Source organism: Paraburkholderia sacchari (assembly GCF_000785435.2).
GTDB classification, from domain to species: Bacteria; Pseudomonadota; Gammaproteobacteria; order Burkholderiales; family Burkholderiaceae; genus Paraburkholderia; species Paraburkholderia sacchari.
In genome coordinates this window covers 311,118-328,714 of record NZ_JTDB02000006.1, presented here as the reverse complement: position 1 = coordinate 328,714, position 17,597 = coordinate 311,118, and the positions used below count along the sequence as shown (strand labels likewise).

The 17,597-nt window shown below is 64.2% G+C and carries 15 protein-coding genes; 7 read left to right on the top strand and 8 right to left on the bottom strand.

The window, feature by feature from the left end; genetic code table 11:
• Nucleotides 1–146: 146 nt before the first annotated feature.
• The 4 genes from NH14_RS21840 (at nucleotide 147) to NH14_RS21825 (ending at nucleotide 4,863) form a co-directional block, all read left to right on the top strand.
• Entirely contained in the window at nucleotides 147–1,043 is an 897-nt protein-coding gene (locus NH14_RS21840) for a LysR substrate-binding domain-containing protein (protein ID WP_035528501.1), read from the top strand.
• Between the two features lie 174 nt (nucleotides 1,044–1,217).
• The gene (locus tag NH14_RS21835) at nucleotides 1,218–2,075 is read left to right on the top strand and encodes a fumarylacetoacetate hydrolase family protein (RefSeq protein WP_035528502.1); all 858 of its coding nucleotides are present in this window, start codon (nucleotides 1,218–1,220) and stop codon (nucleotides 2,073–2,075) included.
• Between the two features lie 42 nt (nucleotides 2,076–2,117).
• Nucleotides 2,118–3,911 (top strand): FAD-dependent oxidoreductase, encoded by a 1,794-nt coding sequence (locus NH14_RS21830; protein ID WP_035528504.1) that lies wholly within the window; start codon nucleotides 2,118–2,120, stop codon nucleotides 3,909–3,911.
• Between the two features lie 16 nt (nucleotides 3,912–3,927).
• Nucleotides 3,928–4,863, top strand: a complete 936-nt coding sequence (locus NH14_RS21825) for a VOC family protein (RefSeq protein ID WP_035528771.1) — start codon at nucleotides 3,928–3,930, stop codon at nucleotides 4,861–4,863.
• Nucleotides 4,864–4,928: 65 nt separating this feature from the next.
• Here NH14_RS21825 and NH14_RS21820 read toward each other — a convergent pair whose 3' ends face one another.
• From NH14_RS21820 to NH14_RS21805, 4 genes are read right to left on the bottom strand one after another with little or no spacing between them, the layout of a single operon-like run.
• Nucleotides 4,929–5,714, bottom strand: coding sequence for an ABC transporter substrate-binding protein (locus NH14_RS21820; RefSeq protein WP_035528507.1), 786 nt, complete (start codon nucleotides 5,712–5,714; stop codon nucleotides 4,929–4,931).
• A gap of 58 nt (nucleotides 5,715–5,772) precedes the next feature.
• A complete protein-coding gene (locus NH14_RS21815; RefSeq protein ID WP_035528509.1) occupies nucleotides 5,773–7,209 on the bottom strand; it encodes an FAD/NAD(P)-dependent oxidoreductase in 1,437 nt (478 codons plus the stop codon).
• Nucleotides 7,206–7,505, bottom strand: coding sequence for a (2Fe-2S)-binding protein (locus NH14_RS21810; protein ID WP_035528512.1), 300 nt, complete (start codon nucleotides 7,503–7,505; stop codon nucleotides 7,206–7,208). Before NH14_RS21810 ends, NH14_RS21815 begins: the two co-directional genes overlap by 4 nt.
• Complete coding sequence (locus tag NH14_RS21805; protein WP_035528517.1) at nucleotides 7,498–8,631, bottom strand: NAD(P)/FAD-dependent oxidoreductase; 1,134 nt, start codon at nucleotides 8,629–8,631, stop codon at nucleotides 7,498–7,500. The genes NH14_RS21810 and NH14_RS21805 overlap by 8 nt, the downstream gene beginning before the upstream one ends.
• A gap of 149 nt (nucleotides 8,632–8,780) precedes the next feature.
• Here NH14_RS21805 and NH14_RS21800 point away from each other — a divergent pair, with 149 nt between their 5' ends.
• On the top strand, nucleotides 8,781–9,695 hold the full coding sequence (locus NH14_RS21800) for a LysR substrate-binding domain-containing protein (protein WP_035528520.1): 915 nt from the start codon (nucleotides 8,781–8,783) through the stop codon (nucleotides 9,693–9,695).
• Between the two features lie 42 nt (nucleotides 9,696–9,737).
• Here NH14_RS21800 and NH14_RS21795 read toward each other — a convergent pair whose 3' ends face one another.
• On the bottom strand, nucleotides 9,738–11,555 hold the full coding sequence (locus NH14_RS21795) for an alkaline phosphatase D family protein (protein WP_035528522.1): 1,818 nt from the start codon (nucleotides 11,553–11,555) through the stop codon (nucleotides 9,738–9,740).
• Between the two features lie 262 nt (nucleotides 11,556–11,817).
• Between NH14_RS21795 and NH14_RS21790 the strand changes: the two genes are divergently transcribed.
• Nucleotides 11,818–13,200, top strand: coding sequence for a tetratricopeptide repeat protein (locus NH14_RS21790; protein ID WP_152617178.1), 1,383 nt, complete (start codon nucleotides 11,818–11,820; stop codon nucleotides 13,198–13,200).
• Between the two features lie 84 nt (nucleotides 13,201–13,284).
• On the opposite strand, the gene NH14_RS21785 is transcribed toward NH14_RS21790, so the two are convergent.
• From NH14_RS21785 to NH14_RS21775, 3 genes are all read right to left on the bottom strand, one after another.
• A complete protein-coding gene (locus NH14_RS21785) occupies nucleotides 13,285–14,049 on the bottom strand; it encodes an ABC transporter substrate-binding protein (protein ID WP_035528525.1) in 765 nt (254 codons plus the stop codon).
• A 202-nt stretch (nucleotides 14,050–14,251) separates the two neighbouring features.
• Complete coding sequence (locus tag NH14_RS21780) at nucleotides 14,252–14,761, bottom strand: nucleoside deaminase (protein ID WP_035528528.1); 510 nt, start codon at nucleotides 14,759–14,761, stop codon at nucleotides 14,252–14,254.
• A gap of 70 nt (nucleotides 14,762–14,831) precedes the next feature.
• On the bottom strand, nucleotides 14,832–16,190 hold the full coding sequence (locus tag NH14_RS21775) for a nucleobase:cation symporter-2 family protein (RefSeq protein ID WP_052148145.1): 1,359 nt from the start codon (nucleotides 16,188–16,190) through the stop codon (nucleotides 14,832–14,834).
• Nucleotides 16,191–16,318: 128 nt separating this feature from the next.
• On the opposite strand from NH14_RS21775, the gene NH14_RS21770 reads away from it, so the two are divergent.
• A complete protein-coding gene (locus NH14_RS21770) occupies nucleotides 16,319–17,233 on the top strand; it encodes a LysR family transcriptional regulator (protein ID WP_035528531.1) in 915 nt (304 codons plus the stop codon).
• Nucleotides 17,234–17,597 lie beyond the last annotated feature (364 nt).

Sequence of the window (17,597 nt, the reverse complement as noted above, 5' to 3'; positions counted from 1 at the left end):
CGGCTCCGCATGCAAAAGTAATCCTATGCGGACGACGCAAGAGCTTCCAGCCCACGAAAACGCCGACTGTGTTCCATGAGAAGAACACCGCAGTGGTTGGCGCCCATGCCCTAATATGTCTCGATTGTCCTGTCAAAGGAACAGTCATGGACGATCTAAACGACATCTTCTACTTTGTGAAAGTAGTCGAGAACCACGGTTTCACCCAGGCCGGCCGGGCGCTCAATATGCCCAAGTCCAAGCTGAGCCGGCGCGTTGCCGACCTCGAAGCCCGATATGGCGTTCGTCTGCTCAACCGGTCCACACGGCATTTCTCGGTAACGGAGACGGGGCAGGAATTCTACGAACGCTGCATTGCCGTGCTCGTGGAAGCCGATGCCGCCCGCGAGGTCATGGAGCGCAGGGTTTCCGAACCCCAGGGCGTGGTGCGCATGAGTTGCCCCACCACGCTGCTCGAGTACCGCATCGGGACACTCGTGGCCGACTTCATGATGCTGTACCCGAAGGTGCGGATTCTTCTCGATGCAACCAATCGCCGGGTCGACGTCCTCGGCGAAGGCTTCGATCTCGCGCTGCGCGTGCGCTTTCCGCCGCTCGAAGATAGCGGGCTGGTCATGCGGGTGCTTTCTGGCAGCCCGCAGCGCCTCGTTGCTGCATCGGCGCTCCTCGAAAAGCACGGGCCGATTGCCAATCCAGCGGATCTCGCCGGCGTGCCCAGCCTCGACTGGGGACCGCAGCGCGATCACGTCTGGGATCTGGTCGGTCCGGACGGCGCCGAGGTGCGCGTACATCACGCACCGCGCTATATCACCGACGACTTGACCGTGCTCCGGCAGGCCGCCCTGAAAGGCGTAGGCATCGTTCAGATGCCCTATATGGTGGTCGAAAACGAGCTCGAAGAAGGCACGCTGGTCGACGTGGTGCCAGGCTGGACGCCCAAGGGCGGGCTGGTTCACGCCGTCTTTCCGTCACGCAGAGGTCTCCTGCCAGCCGTGCGGCTGCTGATCGATCATCTCGCCACGCACATCCAGAAAGACGAGTGAGCGCTTTGCGCGCGCTATCCACTTCAGCCGCGCACTTCGTTTGCTCGCTCTTCGATTGTTCCTTTGACAGAACACTCTGTGCGGCCGCGCGATCTACCGCGGCCGCGAGCCCATTTCTATTCTTCCCTCATCGAGCCTCGACATGCCATCAAGTTAACAACATCTGGAGACGCAATGCGATACGTCCATTTTTCCCCCGACAACCGCCGCCGGCTGCTCGGAATCGTCCAGGGCGACACCATCCGCTCGCTCGGCGAAACGACCCTCGATGACCTCCTCGCGCGCGGAGTCGATCTCGCTTCCCTCGATGCGTCGACCCTCGCGACCGACGAAATATTTCCGGCCGATTCCGTAGCGTATCTGCCGCCGCTTGCGCGCCCCGGCAAGCTGCTGTGCATCGGGCTCAACTACGCGGACCACACGAAGGAAAGCCCGTACGAGCAGCCCGACTATCCGACCATCTTCCCGCGGCTGAACTCTAGCCTGATTGGCCACGATGCGCCCATGATCCGTCCGCGCATCTCCGACTCGCTGGATTTCGAAGGCGAACTGGCGGTCATCCTTGGCGGCGGCGGCCGTCATATTTCGAAGGAGCATGCGCTCTCCTGCGTGGCGGGCTACTCGATCTTCAATGACGGATCCGTGCGCGAGTACCAGTTCAAGTCGCCGCAATGGACGGTCGGCAAGAACTTCGACGGCACCGGCGCGTTCGGCCCGATGTTCGTCACAGCAGATGAACTGCCCGCGGGCGGCGCGGGCCTCAAGCTCGAAACGCGCCTGAACGGCAAGGTCGTGCAATTGGCGAATACGAACGACATGCTGCACGACGTCGCTTCGCTCATCTCGGTCATCAGCGAAGCGATCACGCTCGAAGCCGGCGATGTCATCGTGAGCGGCACGCCTGCCGGCATTGGCTGGGCGCGCGAGCCGAAGCTCATCATGCGCGCCGGCGACGTGTGCGAAGTCGAGATCGAAGGTCTTGGCGTATTGCGCAACACCGTCGTCGACGAAGACGCGCCGATCCAGCGATGATCGAGCGCCGCACAATCGTTTAGGTTACCTGAAGGAGGAGACATGAAAAAGATTCACGTTCCGGTTTTTGTGGTGGGTGCCGGCCCCGCCGGACTCACGACAGCCGCATTGCTGGCGAAATACGGTGTCGAAGTGCTGGCGATTACGCGCTACGCCGGCACGGCTCATTCGCCTCGCGCGCACATCACGAATCAGCGCACCGTGGAGGTGTTTCGCGATCTGGGCATCGAGGATCGCGTGCGAGCCCTCGCCACGTCCCACGAGCTGATGTCGAATAATGTGTGGGCAACCAGCTTTGCCGGCACGGAACTCGCGCGGCTGCAAACATGGGGCACCGGTGTCGGGCGCAAGTCCGACTATGAAGCGGCGAGCCCCTCGCAAATGTGCAACGCGCCGCAGCACCTGCTCGAACCGGTCATTCTCACGGCAGCGCGCGAGTATGGCGCGCAGATTCTCTTCAATACGGAGCTGGTGTCGATTCGGCAGACCGAAGAGGCTGTCTACTCGCGGCTCGTCGATCGCGTGACCGGTGAGGAGATCGAAGTGATCTCCGACTACGCCGTGGGAGCGGATGGCGCGCAGAGCGTCGTCGTGCGGGATCTTGGCTTCGAGATGGACGGCGAGATGGGATTGGGCTGCGCAGTCAACTGCTGGCTGGAAGTCGATCTGGCGAAGTACACGGCGCACCGCCCCGGCGTGCTGTACTGGATGACCCAGCCGGGCAGCGATTACTGGGTGGGCAGCGGCACCTGGATCTGCGTGCGCCCGTGGAACGAGTGGGTGCTGCTCTTCATGTACGACCCGAAAGAGGGCGAGCCCGATCTCAGCGAGGAAGCGGTGATCGCGCGCGCCCGCGCCACCATCGGCGAAGCGGATATTCCCATTCGCGTGAAGGCCGTTTCGAAGTGGACCATCAACCGGATGGTCGCGCGCACCATGGTCAAGGGCCGCGTGGCGATTGCGGGCGATGCGGCGCACCGGCATCCGCCGGCGAACGGGCTCGGCTCGAATACGTCTGTGCAGGACGCGTTCAATCTGGCCTGGAAGCTCGCGATGATCGTCAAGGGCGACGCCTCGCCCGCGCTCCTGCAAACCTACTCGGATGAGCGGCAGCCGGTTGCCCAGGGCGTCGTGAACCGGGCGATCAAATCGGTTGGCGAGATGCTGCCGATTGCGAATGCGCTCGGCTTCTCGCAAGGGCAGAGCGCCGAGGAAGGCTGGGCCTCGCTCAACGAGCTGTTCTCGGACAGCGAAACCGGCAAGGCGCGCCGCAAGGCGCTCGCGCAGGCCGTCGACCAACAGAACTATCAGTTCAACTGTCATGGCGTCGAACTGGGGCAGCGCTACGAATCGGCTGCGGTCGTGCGCGACGGCGCGACCTTCCCCGCTGCACCGCGCGATCCCGAGCTGTATTACCACGCCACCACGGCGCCCGGCGCGTATCTTCCGCATGCGTGGATCGAGCGCGAGGGCAAGCAGGTGTCGACGCTCGATCTGGTCGGCAACGGGGTGTTCACGGTGCTGACCGGAAGGGGCGGCGAGGCCTGGATCGATGCGGCGCGGCAGGTGAGCGACGAATTCGGCATCAGGATCGATGCGGTGTCGATCGCGCATGCAACGCCTACGTTCGATGCATACGGGCAGTGGGCCGCGCAACGCGAGATCGAGGACGATGGCTGCGTGCTGGTGCGGCCGGATCGCTTCGTCGCCTGGCGCTGCAACACGCGCGCGGCGGACCCTGCGAGAGAATTGCGGCGCGTGCTGACGCAGGTGCTCGGCGCTGCGCCGCGCGCAACGAGCGGCGCGCAGGCTCATGCAAGCGGCGTGGCCGCCTGACACGGGAGTTGAGATCATGACATCGACGACGACCAGGCGCGCGCGTTTCGGCATTCATTCGATCGACCATTTCGCGCTCGATGTGCCAGACCTCGGGGAGGCCGCGCGCTTTCTCGACGCCTTCGGCTTCGAGCTGGAGCGGCAGCCGGATGAGTTGCTGCTGCGCACGCCGCAAAGCGATCACGTATGGGCGAGGGTGCGCGAGGGGGCGCGAAAGCAGCTCGCGTATCTCGCGCTGAACTGCTTCGACGACGACTTCGAGCCCTTGTGCGAGCAGATTCTGGCAGCCGGCGGCAAGGCCGCCGCGCCCGCGCGGCTCGCGCCGGACGACGGCTTCTGGTTCCACGATCTGGACGGAAACCTTTTGCGACTCAAGGCGGGCGTCAAAACCTCGCCGGGGTGCAAGCCGGTGTCGAGCAACGAATCGGCGCCCCGGCGTTCACGCGGCGCGTGTGCGCGCGCCGAAGCGCAGCTTACCCGTCCCGCACGCCTTTCTCATGTGCTGATGTTCACGCCGGACGTGGACGGCGCGGTCGCCTTTTACGAACGCGCATTGGGCCTGACGCTATCCGACGGGTCCGAGGGCATCGTCGCGTTCCTGCACGCGCGCCATGGCAGCGATCATCACCTGGTCGCATTCGCATGCGGCGAAAGGAAGGGATGGCACCACAGCTCATGGGATGTTCCGGATGTCGAAGCAGTCGGCCTGGGCAAGATGCAGATGCAGCGTGCGGGCTATGTCGACGGATGGGGCGTTGGGCGCCACGTGCTCGGATCGAACTACTTTCAGTACGTGCGCGACCCGTGGGGTTCGTTCTGGGAATACTCGTCCGATATCGACTACGTTGGGGCCGGCACGGAGTGGCCCGGCAGCAACCATCCGCCCGAAGACTCCCTGTATCTGTGGGGGCCGGACGTGCCGGGTTATTTCTTCGAGAACACTGAAGGTTGAAATGCGCAAAAAGCGGGGCCTTGAAATCGGCCCCGTTGTTGCACGTGTCTTTCGAAGCGGCTACCTCAATTCCCGTACATATCGAAGTCGAAGTACTTCGACTGGATCTTGTTGTACGTGCCGTCGTTGCGGATCTGTGCAATGGCGCGGTTGAGCGCGTCGCGCAGATCGGCGTCCGATTTGCGCACGCCCGCGGCGTCGCCGTTGCCCATGATCTTCGCGTCGTAAACGGTGCCGCCCGCGAACGCAAAGCCCTTGCCTTGCGGCGTGGAGAGGAAGCCAAGCTGCCCTTGCACGGCGTCCATCAGCACGCCATCCACGCGCGCATTGACGAGATCCACATAAGCCTGGTCATAGCTCGGATACGGCACGACCTCGACGCCCGAAGCGGACCATTTTTCGCGCGCATAGGTTTCCTGAATCGTGCCTTGCTCGACAGCGATGCGCTTGCCCGAAAGCTTCGATGCTTCAGGCAGGAGTCCGGAATTCGCGCGCGCGATCAGGCGCGTCTGGTTGCGATAAAGACGGTCCGTGAAATCGATCTGCTGGCGGCGCCGCTCGGTGGCCGCCATCGACGAGAGAATCACGTCGAATTTGCGCGCCTGCAAGCCGGGGATCAAACCGTCGAAGCTGCTGGAAACCCACACGCATTTGGCGTTGAGCTTCGCGCACAGCGCATTGCCGAGATCGATGTCGAAGCCCTTCATGCTGCCGTCGGTCGCGGTGGACTCGAACGGCGGGTAGGTGGGGTCGACGCCGATGCGGATCGTCGTCCAGTCTTTCGCAAGGGCGGCATGCGAGGCGAAGGCCATGGCGGCAGCCGAGAGGAGGATCGTAAGGCGCGTCTTCATGCTGGGTCTCCGTTCGTTTGTGGATTGGGGTGCAAGTGTGTGTATGGCTGGCCGCGAATCAACTTGGAAAGTCGCCGCGCCGGAAGTCGTCCGCGAGTTCGAGGGCGTCGGCCATTTCGCCCACGCTAATCGGCTTGATCGGTGCGCGTATGCGGTAGTGGCCCACATCGGCGACTTCGCGCTGCTGGACTTCCGCAATCAGTTCGCCCACTGTCGTGCCGCACCACCGGCCCTGGCACGGGCCCATGCCGCAGCGCGTAAACGCCTTCATCTGGTTCGGCCCCTGGCAGCCCAGCCTGGCGAGTTCGCGAATTTCTCCGGCCGTGATTTCCTCGCAGCGGCAGACAATTGTTTCGTTATCCGGAATGCGATGCGTGGCCGGCGGTGTGTAAAGCGCGTCGAGCAGCGGGCGCACGGCCAGATGGCGACGCAGCGCACGCTGTACGGGGCGTTCGCGCGCGGCCTGAGTTGATGCGTCGAGCCGGCCGAGCGCGGCGGCGATGTCGAGCGCGGCGATTTCGCCGGCCAGCGCCGCAGCCTGCGCGCCGCCAATGCCCGCGCTATCGCCGGCGATCCAGACGCCTGGCACGCTGCTGCGGCCACGACTGTCGCGTTGCGGGCGCCAGCAGGCCGCGTGCGTGTCCCATTCATGTACGCAACCCAGCGAGCGGGCGAGTTGCGTCGACGGAATCACGCCTTGATGAAGCAGCACGAGCGAACTCTCCAGCGTGTGCTCAACGCCGCTGGCGTCGCAAAAGCGAATGCGTTCGGCACGGCCGTTGCCTTCGATCGTCACGCCGCTCGCGCCGCTGTACATGGGGATGCCGGCGCTGCGCACCGCGCGCAGCATGCGCCATCCCTTGAGCAGATAGTCCGCGCCGCGCAGCGCGGGCAGGGCATGCGGCAGGGCGCGACGCCAGGCGTCGCGCGGCGTCGTGTCGACCAGCGCACGCACGCGTCGCCCCGCGTTCAGCAGTTGCGCGGCAAACAGCCAGAGCAACGGACCGCTGCCCGCGATCACGGTGTCGTCGCCGGGCGCGAGGCCCGCGGACTTCAGCAGCGTTTGCGCAGCGCCCACGCCCATCACGCCGGGCAGGGTCCAGCCGCGTACGGGCCACGGCCTTTCCTGCGCGCCCGTTGCGATCAGGACGGCCCGAGCGCCGACTTCCAGCGTGCCGCCCTCGGGCGCGCCTTGCGTGAGCATCGCAACCGCTTCCGGCTCGAAGGCGATCTGCCAGACGACGCTGCGCGGCAGATACTGCACGCCGCTCGCGAGCAGGCCAGCGACGAGCGGGCGGCCCGCTTCGTAGTCCTTGCCGAGCCACTGGGCTATCCGTGCCGGCGCTGCGGTGAGATTCCGATAAATCTGGCCGCCCGGCGAGGGGCCTTCATCGGCCACGGTGACGGCGAGTCCGGCCGTACGCGCCGCGATGGCGGCGGCCATGCCGGCGGGGCCCGCGCCGACGATCAGCAAATCGCATTGGCGGCGCGTCATGGCAGCTCCGCCTTGCCGTTCATCGCGCGGACTTGCATGCCGCTGCGCACCTGAGTCATGCAGGCCTGGACGTTGGGCACGCCGTCGATTTCGACGAGGCAGTCGTAGCAGACACCCATCATGCAGAAGGGTCCGCGCGGTGCGCCGCTCACCGCGGTCGCGCGGCAGGCGGTGGCGCCGTTCGCGAGCATCGCGGCGGCGACGCTGTAATGCGCGGGCACGTCGTGAAGCATGCCGTCGATATGGATGTGCACGCGCGCATCGTTTGCTGCGGCGGGGGCGATGAGTTCAAACATGGGGTGCAACCTTGGGCGCGGCGAAGCGCGCTGTGGTGAAGGCTTCGAGTTCGGCGGGCGCCGCGCCGCCGGCGATCCAGGGCGCGACGAGGTCGGCGTGCGCGGCGGCCAGCGTCACGCCGCTGTGGCAGATCGCGACGAACGCGCCCGGATGGCTGCGCGATTCTTCATAAACGGGCAGCCCGTCCGGCGTCATGATGCGCAGCGCGCCCCACGAGCGCACGATGCGCGCGTGCGCGAGCGCCGGAAACGCGGTGCGCGCGCGGCGCGCGATATCGACCATGGCCGAGCGCGTCTGACCGTCGTCGAAGCCGACGTCCTCGGCCGAGTCGCCTAGCAACACGGAGCCTTCCGGGGTTTGCCGGACCACCAGCGTGGGATAGGCGAGAAACGGCGCGAGCCGCTCCGTGACCATGATCTGGCCGCGCAGCGGCGAGATGGGCGCGTGCACGCCGACCATCGGCGCTAGCCGCGCGTTGTCGAAACCGGCCGCGAGCACCACGCGCTCCGCTTCGAGCAGACCCGAGGGCGTGTCGATCTCGAAGCGGCCCGCGCGCGGACGGACCTCGCGCACCTCGTTGCGCGGCAGGTAGACGCCACCGCAGGCGAGGAAGGCTTCGAGCATCGCGCGCAGCGTGTAAAGCGGATTCGCGTGACCGTCGTTCGGCGACCAGAGTGCGCCCGCAAGCGCCGCAGACGCAGCCGGAATGCGCCTGCGTAATGCAACCGGGTTCAGCACTTCATAGGTGAGCGCCGCATCCTGGCGGCGCAGCGATTCGAGCAGCGCGGTCGCGCTTTCGAGTTCTGTCTCGTGCTCGAAAAGCTCAATGCCGCCGGGGCGCTCGAAGCCGCAGTTCACGCCGGTTTCGCGTTGCAGCTGGCCGGCGAACGCGCTCCAGCGTTCGGAAGATTGGCGCGACCAGCGCGCGTAGGGCAGGCAGCGCCCGCCCTTGCCCTGCACCCAGACGAGCCCGAAGTTGCCGCGCGCCGCGCGAAAGGCGATGTCCTCGCCGTCGCAGACGGCCACGCGCAGGCCCAGACGCGTGACGCCCCAGGCGATGGCCATGCCGACCAGGCCGCCACCGGCCACGACGACGTCGAAGCTGCGTGTCCCGCGTGCGCTCACGCACCGCTCCGGGGCGGCTTGGGCGGGGTTTGGGTGTTATATGCCATGGCGATCCGGTTCCTTGCATGTTTTTCGTTGCAGATTGGATCTTGCGGCGGGCAAAATGAGCCGTCCAATACAGCTTGTTCAGTTACCCATAATCCAATGTTATGAACGCGCCTTCGCTCAGAATCCGCCAGATCGAAGCCTTTCGAGCGGTGATGCAACGCCACACGGTGACGCGCGCCGCGCAAGAGCTTCATATCTCGCAGCCGGCGGTCAGCCGGCTCATAGCCGACCTCGAAGACCGGATCGGCTTCACGCTGTTCGAGCGGCAGCCGGGCCGCTTCGTGCCCACCGCTCAGGCGCGTGTGCTGTATGAGGAGGTCGAGCGCGCGTTCGTCGGGCTCGATCGCGTGGCGCAGGCGGCCGAGCAGATCCGCGCGATGCGGCTGGGCACGCTGCGCGTGGCGGGCTCGCCCGCCGTGGCGCTCGACCTGCTGCCCGAGATCGTCACGCGCTTTACGCGCGAGCATCCCGGCATCGACGTCACGCTGCTCGCGCACAGCGCGTCCACGGTGGTCGACAAGGTGGCCTCGGGCCAGTGCGATATCGGGCTGATTGCCGAGCCCGTTCCGCATCCCGCGATCCGCAGCGAGCGGCTGGCGGAAGCGGCCATGCGCTGCATCCTGCCGCGCCAGCACCGGCTCGCGCGCAAGCGCTTCGTGCGGCCCGCCGACTTGCGCGGCGAACCGTTCATCTCGTTCCCGCCGAGTTTCGAGGCGCGCAGCGCGATCGACCGGGTGTTCGTGGAGGCGGGCGTGACGCGCTCGATGTCGATCGAGGCACAGCTATCGAAGACGATCGTGGCGTTCGTGGCGAACGGCGCGGGCGTGGCGCTGATCGATCCGGTCACGGCTGCTTATGCGGACCAGCGCGTGATCGTCAAGCCGTTCGAGCCGCAGGTGCGTGATCACTTCTATCTGGCGACGCCCGTCTCGCAGGCGCTCTCGATGCCCGGCGAGGCATTTTGCGCGATGTTGCGCGAGGCGTTCGCGCAGATGGAGATGCGCATCGGCGCGTGAAGCGGAACGCCGCTAACTATGCGGAGAAAAAGCGGCCGGGATCTATAAGCGCTCGACGCGCACTTCGACCGCGTCCCTCGGCACGGTCAGCCGCGTGCGATCGAGCAGGGCATCCGCGGGCGCGGTGCCGTCCGGGTTCAAGGGCTTCATCTTGTTGAACACCACGGAGAAATGCTCGGGCGTCACGGTGACCGACGCGTAGCCATGCGCATCGTGGTCGGCGTGGCACAGGTCCGGATTGTTCGTCTTCAGGAAGGCGTCGAGTCTGGCCGGCGTGGTTGCCAGCGACGCGAACGGCGTGCCGGACCAGCCCGCCTTGACGTAGGCATAGAAAGACGTGCTGCTGATTCCGGCGCACACGAAGTCGACGATCACGGGCGTTCCCCTTACGGGGTCCGGGTCGTCGCGCACGACGCCGCACTGAAACGCATGGAGATCTCCCGAGATGGATACTGCGTTATGGATGCCCTGTTCCTTCAACCAGGAGAGCAGGTCGTGTTTGTGCGCCGGATAGCCGTCCCATGAATCGCAGTCGATCACGAGGCGCGCGGCCGGATCCTTTGGCGCACCCGGCATCACAGCCCACAGGCGATTCAGCATCACCTCGTTGCCCCACACCTTCCACACCGCCGGCGAGCGCCTCATGGTGTCCTTCCACCACTGCGTCTGCTCCGGGCCGAGTATCGATGGCGCGCGGCCGAGGTGCCGGGTATCCCACGTTTCGAAGCGCTGGAGGACGTTCTGCTGGACGAAGTAGCGCGAGCCGGCGGCGTCGTTGCCGTGCACCGGGTCGTGCAAGTGCGCGTGGGCAATTGCCGCTTCGCTTACGACATGATCGTCGCGATAGAGGCGCTCGTCCGTCATCACGAGATGCATTAGCATTCCGAACCGAAAATCGCGGTAGATGCGGATGTTCATGAACGACGGGTTGTCCGGCTCGAAGCGCACGTCGCTCCAGTCCACTGGCATGTACTCCGCCCACGCGCGATTGGCGTTGCGGCGGCGTCTGGTCACCTGCCTTTCCTCGTTGGTGTAGACCTGATGATCCTGCCAGCAATCGTCGGAGAATTCGTGGTCGTCCCATACCGCGATCATCGGCAGGCGCTGGTGCAGCGTTTGCAAGCGCGGATCGGAACGATAGGTGCGATAGAGCGTGCGATAGTCTTCGAGCGAATCGGCATAGAGCGTGCCGTCTGCGAGCCGCTTCGCATCGGGTAGTTTCAGCGCCGGATGCGCCGTCTCGACCGCATCGCTTCGCGGGCCCCCGACTGTTTCATAGATATAGTCGCCGACATGCACGACAAAGGCGAGATCGCTTTCGTCTGCGAGCAGCGTCATGGCTTGCCAGTGATTGACGCCCCAGTCCTGGCAATTGATCCACGCGAAGCGAATCAGGTCGTTGGCTTCGTTTTCATCGGGGGCCGTGCGCGCAACGCCGCTGGCGCTCATGTCGTCGTCGGCGATGAATCGATAGTGATAGGTCGTGTTCGGCGAGAGCGCCGTGACCTTGGTGCGCACGGTGAAGTCGTAGTCGGGCGATGCCGAGAGTGGCACATTGGCGATGAGTGCGGAGAAGTCCGGCTGCGTCGACACTTCGAGTCGCAGCGGGACCGCGCGCATGGCGCGCTTTGCGTGGTGCTGTTCGTCCGCGGGCGCGGGTACGCACCGTGTCCAGAACACGATGGAGCGCGCGCGCGGATCGCCGCTGGCGACGCCCTGCGCGAAGCGGTAGAGGCCAAAGCGGTTGAGGCTATTGCTTGCGGCACCGGCGGGGAGCGCCGGGCGCGAAGCGGTGCGCGCGCCGGTGGCCGCCGCAATCGTGAAGAATGCCGACGATTTGAGGAAATGACGCCGATCCATCGACTCTGACCCTCCCGATCGACTTGCCGCACATATCCGGGACGCATTGCGATGCCGCAGCACGCGATGCGTCTCTATCGCACAGCAGTTTTGGCTCCTGCTGCCCGCTTCGCGGAGCAGCGTGCCGACGCAGGCACAAATGGCGTCGGACTTCCATGCCGCCGCCGTTGCAGTACGAGTGCTTTTAAGAATTTTCGTGTATCAGAAGAGAAATATCTCGCTCAAGATTTTCCAATGAGGCTACGCATGGTGCGGATTTCCTATGGATGATCAAATGAATAAACCCTTTTCACAAGCTACCCGTGCTGATATCCGGCTTGCGGGTGCAACCACATTGGGTGGATCAGCCGGAAATGCGGCATCGTTGCTCCAAATCGTCCTGGAACGACGCTTTGCTGGCGATTGGGAATCGGTCGAGAGGTTGTGTCTTCCTCATTTTGTCCATAACCCGGGTGACGTAGAGATTGCGTGGCAATTGGCTTGCGCACAATGGCGGCGGCACGACCCGGTAAGCGCGGAAAGGACCATGCGCATTGCCGACGCAGCCATACCCGGGAATGCCAACGTCGCCGCCGCGCTGGCACAATTCGTCGCGGAGCAAGGTCGTTATGGCGCTGCGCGCCGGCTCTACGAGCGCGCGCTCAAGCTGGTTCCGTCGGCAACCACACCTGCCGTGGATCTTGCGGAACTGGAATTGCGCAAGGGTGACTGGCATCGCGGTTGGGCGCGCTACGAAGCGCGACTGGCCCGAACGGATCGCGCGCACAATAGCGTCGTGTCCATTATGTCGCGCGTCGCTCCGCGCTGGAACGGCCAACGTCTGGAAGGTCGAACGTTGCTGGTTTTTAGTGAGCAAGGCAACGGCGACGATATTCAGATGATGCGCTTTATTCCGGCACTCGCGGCACGTGTACGCGATGAAGGCGGCCAGATGGTTCTGGCATGCCGGCGGTCCTTGCATCCCTTGTTTGCTCGCCATTACCAGACGTGCATCGAGATCGAGACGGGTGCATACGCACTGCACGGCAAGCCGGATTATTGCCTGCCGATGATGAGTGTTCCTTTTGCGCTTCGTCTAAAACCCGGACAGGTCGACGGGAAGCGTTATTTGAGCGCGGATTCGTCCCGCGCTGCGGCATGGAAATCTCACGTTCGCGAGCGCACGCCGCGGACCGAGGCGCTGCAGATTGGACTGGTATGGCGTGGGGATCCCGCGCACCGACGCGATGCGCAACGCTCGATGACGCTGGCGCAGCTTGCACCGATATTTGCGCTTCCCGGCGTGGTTTTTCACCCGCTTACGCCAGCAGGTCCACCGCTGCCTGCGAGCCTGCCTCACTGCGACCTGACCGGCGATTATCGGTATGGGTTCGACGATGTCGCTGCGCATGTCAGCGCACTCGACGCAGTGGTAACCATAGATAGCGCGCCGCTGCACCTGGGTGGCGCGCTTGGCGTGCCCGTGTATGCGATGCTGGACCATGTTTCACAGTGGGCTTGGGGAACGGCCGAGGAACAACGATGGTATGACAGTGTCACGTTGTTCCGGCAGCCTCGGCCGGGCGATTGGAGGCCCGTTGTCGAGCGCATCGCCGCAGCGTTGGAGAGCATGAACGCAATGCGGGAGCATGCCACGCGGCGCTAATGTATAGATAACATCGCATGCGGTATCGCAAACAAAAAAGCCCAGACCGGATGGCCTGGGCTTTCGTGACAGCTTGTTGAGGGCTTAGTTGCTGCTGCCGTACACGTCGAAGTCGAAGTACTTCGCTTCGATCTTCTTGTACGTGCCGTCCTTGAGCATGTCGGCGATGGCCTTGTCGATCTTCGCCTTCAAGTCGGTGTCTTCCTTGCGCAGGCCGATGCCGGCGCCGTCCGAGGGAATCTCCTTGCCCGCGAACTCGTAGCCCGCGCCGCGCGGCGTCTTCAGGAAGCCGATATCGGCCTGCACCGCGTCCTGGAGCGCGCCGTCAAGACGACCCGAGAGCAGGTCGGCATAGACCTGGTCCTGGTTCTGGTAGGGCACCACGTTCACGCCCTTGGGCGCCCAGTTCGTCTTCGCGTAGGTTTCCTGGATCGTGCCCTGCTCGACGCCCACCGACTTGCCCTTGAGCGACTCGGCCGTGGGCAGCAGGTTGGTGCCCTTCTTGGCGACGAGGCGCGTAGGCGTGTTGAACAGCTTCGACGAGAACGCGATCTGCTCCTGGCGCTGCGGCGTCATCGACATCGACGAGAGCACGCCGTCGAACTTCTTCGCCTTGAGCGCCGGAATCATGCCGTCGAATTCCTGCTCGATCCAGACGCATTTGGCGTTCAGACGTTTGCAGATCTCGTTGCCGAGGTCGATGTCGAAACCCACCAGTTTGCCGTCTGCGGCCTTCGATTCAAATGGCGGATAACTCGCATCGACGCCGAATCGGATGGTGGACCAGTCCTTCGCGAACGAGGAGGTTGCGATCGCGAGGATCGCCATGAACAGGGCAAGCTTTTTCATAGCCTTTGAGTCTCCAGTATCGACATTGAGGGCCGCCGTGAAAGCTCGCCGCACCTTCGGCAAAGTCTGTTCAATCCGCCGGTTGGGTAGACAACATAGACAATCGCCGAAGGTCGGTTAAGTAGGGTTTTCGCTGAAGTGCATTCCGCCGATTCCGATTTCGACAAGAGTCGACCGGAACGCGTGCAAAAAACCCGCGCCCTTACTTCCAGAAGCCATGATGCGAGCAAGCGGCTTCGTCTTCGATCAGCGGGCCGACCACGTCGATATGGCGCTGGCCGCGCGTGAACACCTCGCGGCACGGCAGCGAGAACGTCGGGTTCTCGGGGTGGTCGCCGGTGAGCGAGAGCAGGCGGTGTTCGGAAAGCGCATACACCACGCGCCCGATGTTGCACCAGTAGATGGCGCCTGCGCACATGCAGCAGGGCTCCGCGCTCGTATAGAGCGTGCAGCGCGCGAGCTGCTCCGGCGAGAGAATGCGCGCGGCCTGGGCGGCTGCGGCAAGCTCTGCGTGCTGGGTGGGATCGCCTTGCGGCGGCATCGAGTTGTTGCCGGCGGACGCCACGATGTTGCCGTCCTCGTCGGCCACGAGTGCCGCGAACGGATGGCGGCCGTTGCGCCGCGATTCGTCGGCCAGTTCGATGGCTTTGCGCAGCAGGGCGAGGTCGCGTTCGGCGAGTTGGGCGGGGGCGAGATCCGTATTGGCGTTCATTTGATTTTGTCCGTTGTGTTGGGTGAAACGTCGTGTGAAAAGTTAGGTCAAGAAAATAGCGGTGCTGCGTTCAACGGGCTTCGGTGCCGGCGTTGCCGGCTAATGCAGGCGTGCTTTCGTGCGCGCCGCCTTCCTGCTTGTCGCGGTTGAGCAGCACGTTGAGCACGATGGCGGTAATCGCGCCGAGGAAGATGCCGCTGTCGAGAATCAACTTGACGGGGCCGTGAATCTGGGCGAACAGCGTGGGGAACGACATCGGCAATACGCCTACGCTCACCGACACCGCAACGATGATCGCGTTGCGCGTGCCGTCGAATTTCACGCGCGAAAGTTCCTGAATGCCGGCCACGGTCGTCATGCCGAACATCACGATCGCGCAGCCGCCGAGCACCGGACGCGGCACCGAGGCAATCAGCGCGCCGAGTTTCGGAAAGAGCCCCATCAGCACCATGATGACGCCGGCGGACGCCACCACGTAGCGGCTCTTCACATTCGAAAGCGCGATGAGGCCGGTGTTCTGCGTGAACGCGTTATACGGGAAGCTGTTGAAAAGGCCGCCGAGCATGGTCGAGAGGCCGTCGGCGCGAAACGCGTTGCCGAGCGTCTGCTGCGAGGACGGCCGCCCGATGATGGTGCCGATGGCCAACACGTTGCCGGTGGTCTCCGCCATGATGACCAGCATGGCCAGCGCCATCACGAGCGTGGGCGTCACCGCGAAGCGCGGCATGCCGAACGCGAACGGCGCGCTGATCTCGAACCAGGCGGCGTCGCCCACATGCGCGAAGCTCGTCATGCCGCACGCGGCTGCGATAATCGTGCCCACGATCAACCCGATCAGCACCGAAAGATTGCCGATAAAGCCCTTGAAGCGCGCATAAACGAACAGCGTGATGCCCACGGTGGCGAAGCCGAGCAGCAGATTCGCGGCGGAGCCGAAGCCGGGCGCGTCGGGGTTGCCGCCGCCGAGCCAGATCGCGGCCGCCGGCATCAGAGAAACGCCGATAATCGTAATGAGGCTGCCGATCACCACAGGCGGAAAGAAGCGCAGCAAGCGGCTGAATACCGGCGCGATGAGCACGGTGAGCGCGCCGGCCGCGATCACGGAGCCGAACACGCAGGCGATCCCGTATTGCTTGCCGATCATGATCATCGGCGCGATGGCGATGAACGAGCAGCCCTGGATCAGCGGCAGACGCGCGCCGAACTTCCAGATGCCGATTGTCTGGATCAGCGTGGCGATGCCCGATGTCAGCAGGTTGGCGTTGATCAACGTGATCATCTGCTGCTGCGTGAGGCCGAGTGCGCTGCCGAGGATCAGCGGCACGGCGACAGCCCCCGCGTACATCACCAGCACGTGCTGCAATCCGTAGCTCGCGAGTTGGCGCAGCGGCAGAATCTCGTCAACCGGATGAGTGCTTCGCTTGCTCATGAAGTTGTCTCCTTTGTCATTGGTCCCGGGCGGCTGGTCAGGCACGGGCCGGTACGTCATAATCCATCACGTTTGCGGGGCCACCAAATGAATATCCATCGATTTTTTCAATAGATCAGGGAAGCGCAATGCGCTATTCGCTCGACCAGCTTGAAATGTTTGCCCGCGTGGCCAAGACCGGCTCGTTCTCGGCGGCGGCGCGCAGCCTGGGCAAGACGCAATCGACCATCAGCACGGCAATCGCCAATCTCGAAGTGGACTGGGGCTTGCCGCTGTTCGACCGCACGAGCAAGCTGCCCGCGCTCACGCCGGCGGGCCGCAAACTGCTCAACGAAGTGGAGGTGGTGCTGGAGCGTTGCCTCGATCTGGAGTCGCAGGCCAACGATCTGGGGGAGCTGGTCGAGCCGCGACTGACGCTCGCGATCGAAGTGCCGTACAACGCGCTGATGCCGGCGATCACGGACTTCGCCGCACAGTTTCCCGCCGTTGATCTCGACATTCGCCATCCCTTTCACGGCGACGTGAGCGAGTTGCTGCTGAAGGGCGAGGTGGATCTGGGCGTGGCGTTTGCACAGCCGGATTACCCGCGCGACTTGGGCTTTTCGCAGATGGGCAAGCTGATTCTGGCCCACGTGGCGCGCCACGATCATCCGCTGGCGCGCCAGGCGAGTGTGAGCTTTGCCGAGTTGCGCTCGCATCGCCGCCTCGTGTTCAGCGCGCACAACAATACGCTGCCCAGCACGGAATATCTCGACTCGGCGCGCAGCTGGCAGGCGGAAAGCTATCTTGCGCTGCTGGAAATGACGCGCGCCGGACTGGGCTGGACGACACTGCCGCGCCAGTTGATCCTGCGCGAGCTCGATGAAGGGGAGTTCGTGGAGCTGCAACTGGCCGCGTATCCCCACACCGACTGGCTGGTGGGAGTCGACCTGATCTGGTCGAAAGCGCGCGTGCTGGGCAAGGCGGGTGTATGGCTGAAGCGCCGCTTGCAGGATCATAAGGTCTACGAACTGGATCGCAATGGCAATGCCACTACGCTGTAGCCATGGAATCCAGACCGCTAGCGCGTGGAGTAGTTCCGTTGTGCGCGAGGTGACTGAAACGCGAATGAGGTGAGCGTTGTCTGGGCACGACACGTTTCTTGCGCGATGCATGATCTTGACTGGGATAAATAGACCGTCGCGACCACGGGCGCGATAGACAATACCCATGGCCAGATCGGCGCGACACACGACCTCGCGGTGAGCGCGGCGAACGACGTGGCGATCAACCTGCAGGGCGACTTCGCGCCTGCGCCCGGAGTGCAGTTCAATGCTGGCCACGATCTCACATTCGCGCTGCCGGGAATGGGCCTCAGATTGCAAGTAGGAATATTTGGAAGGGTGATGGTAGCGAGCGCATAGATGT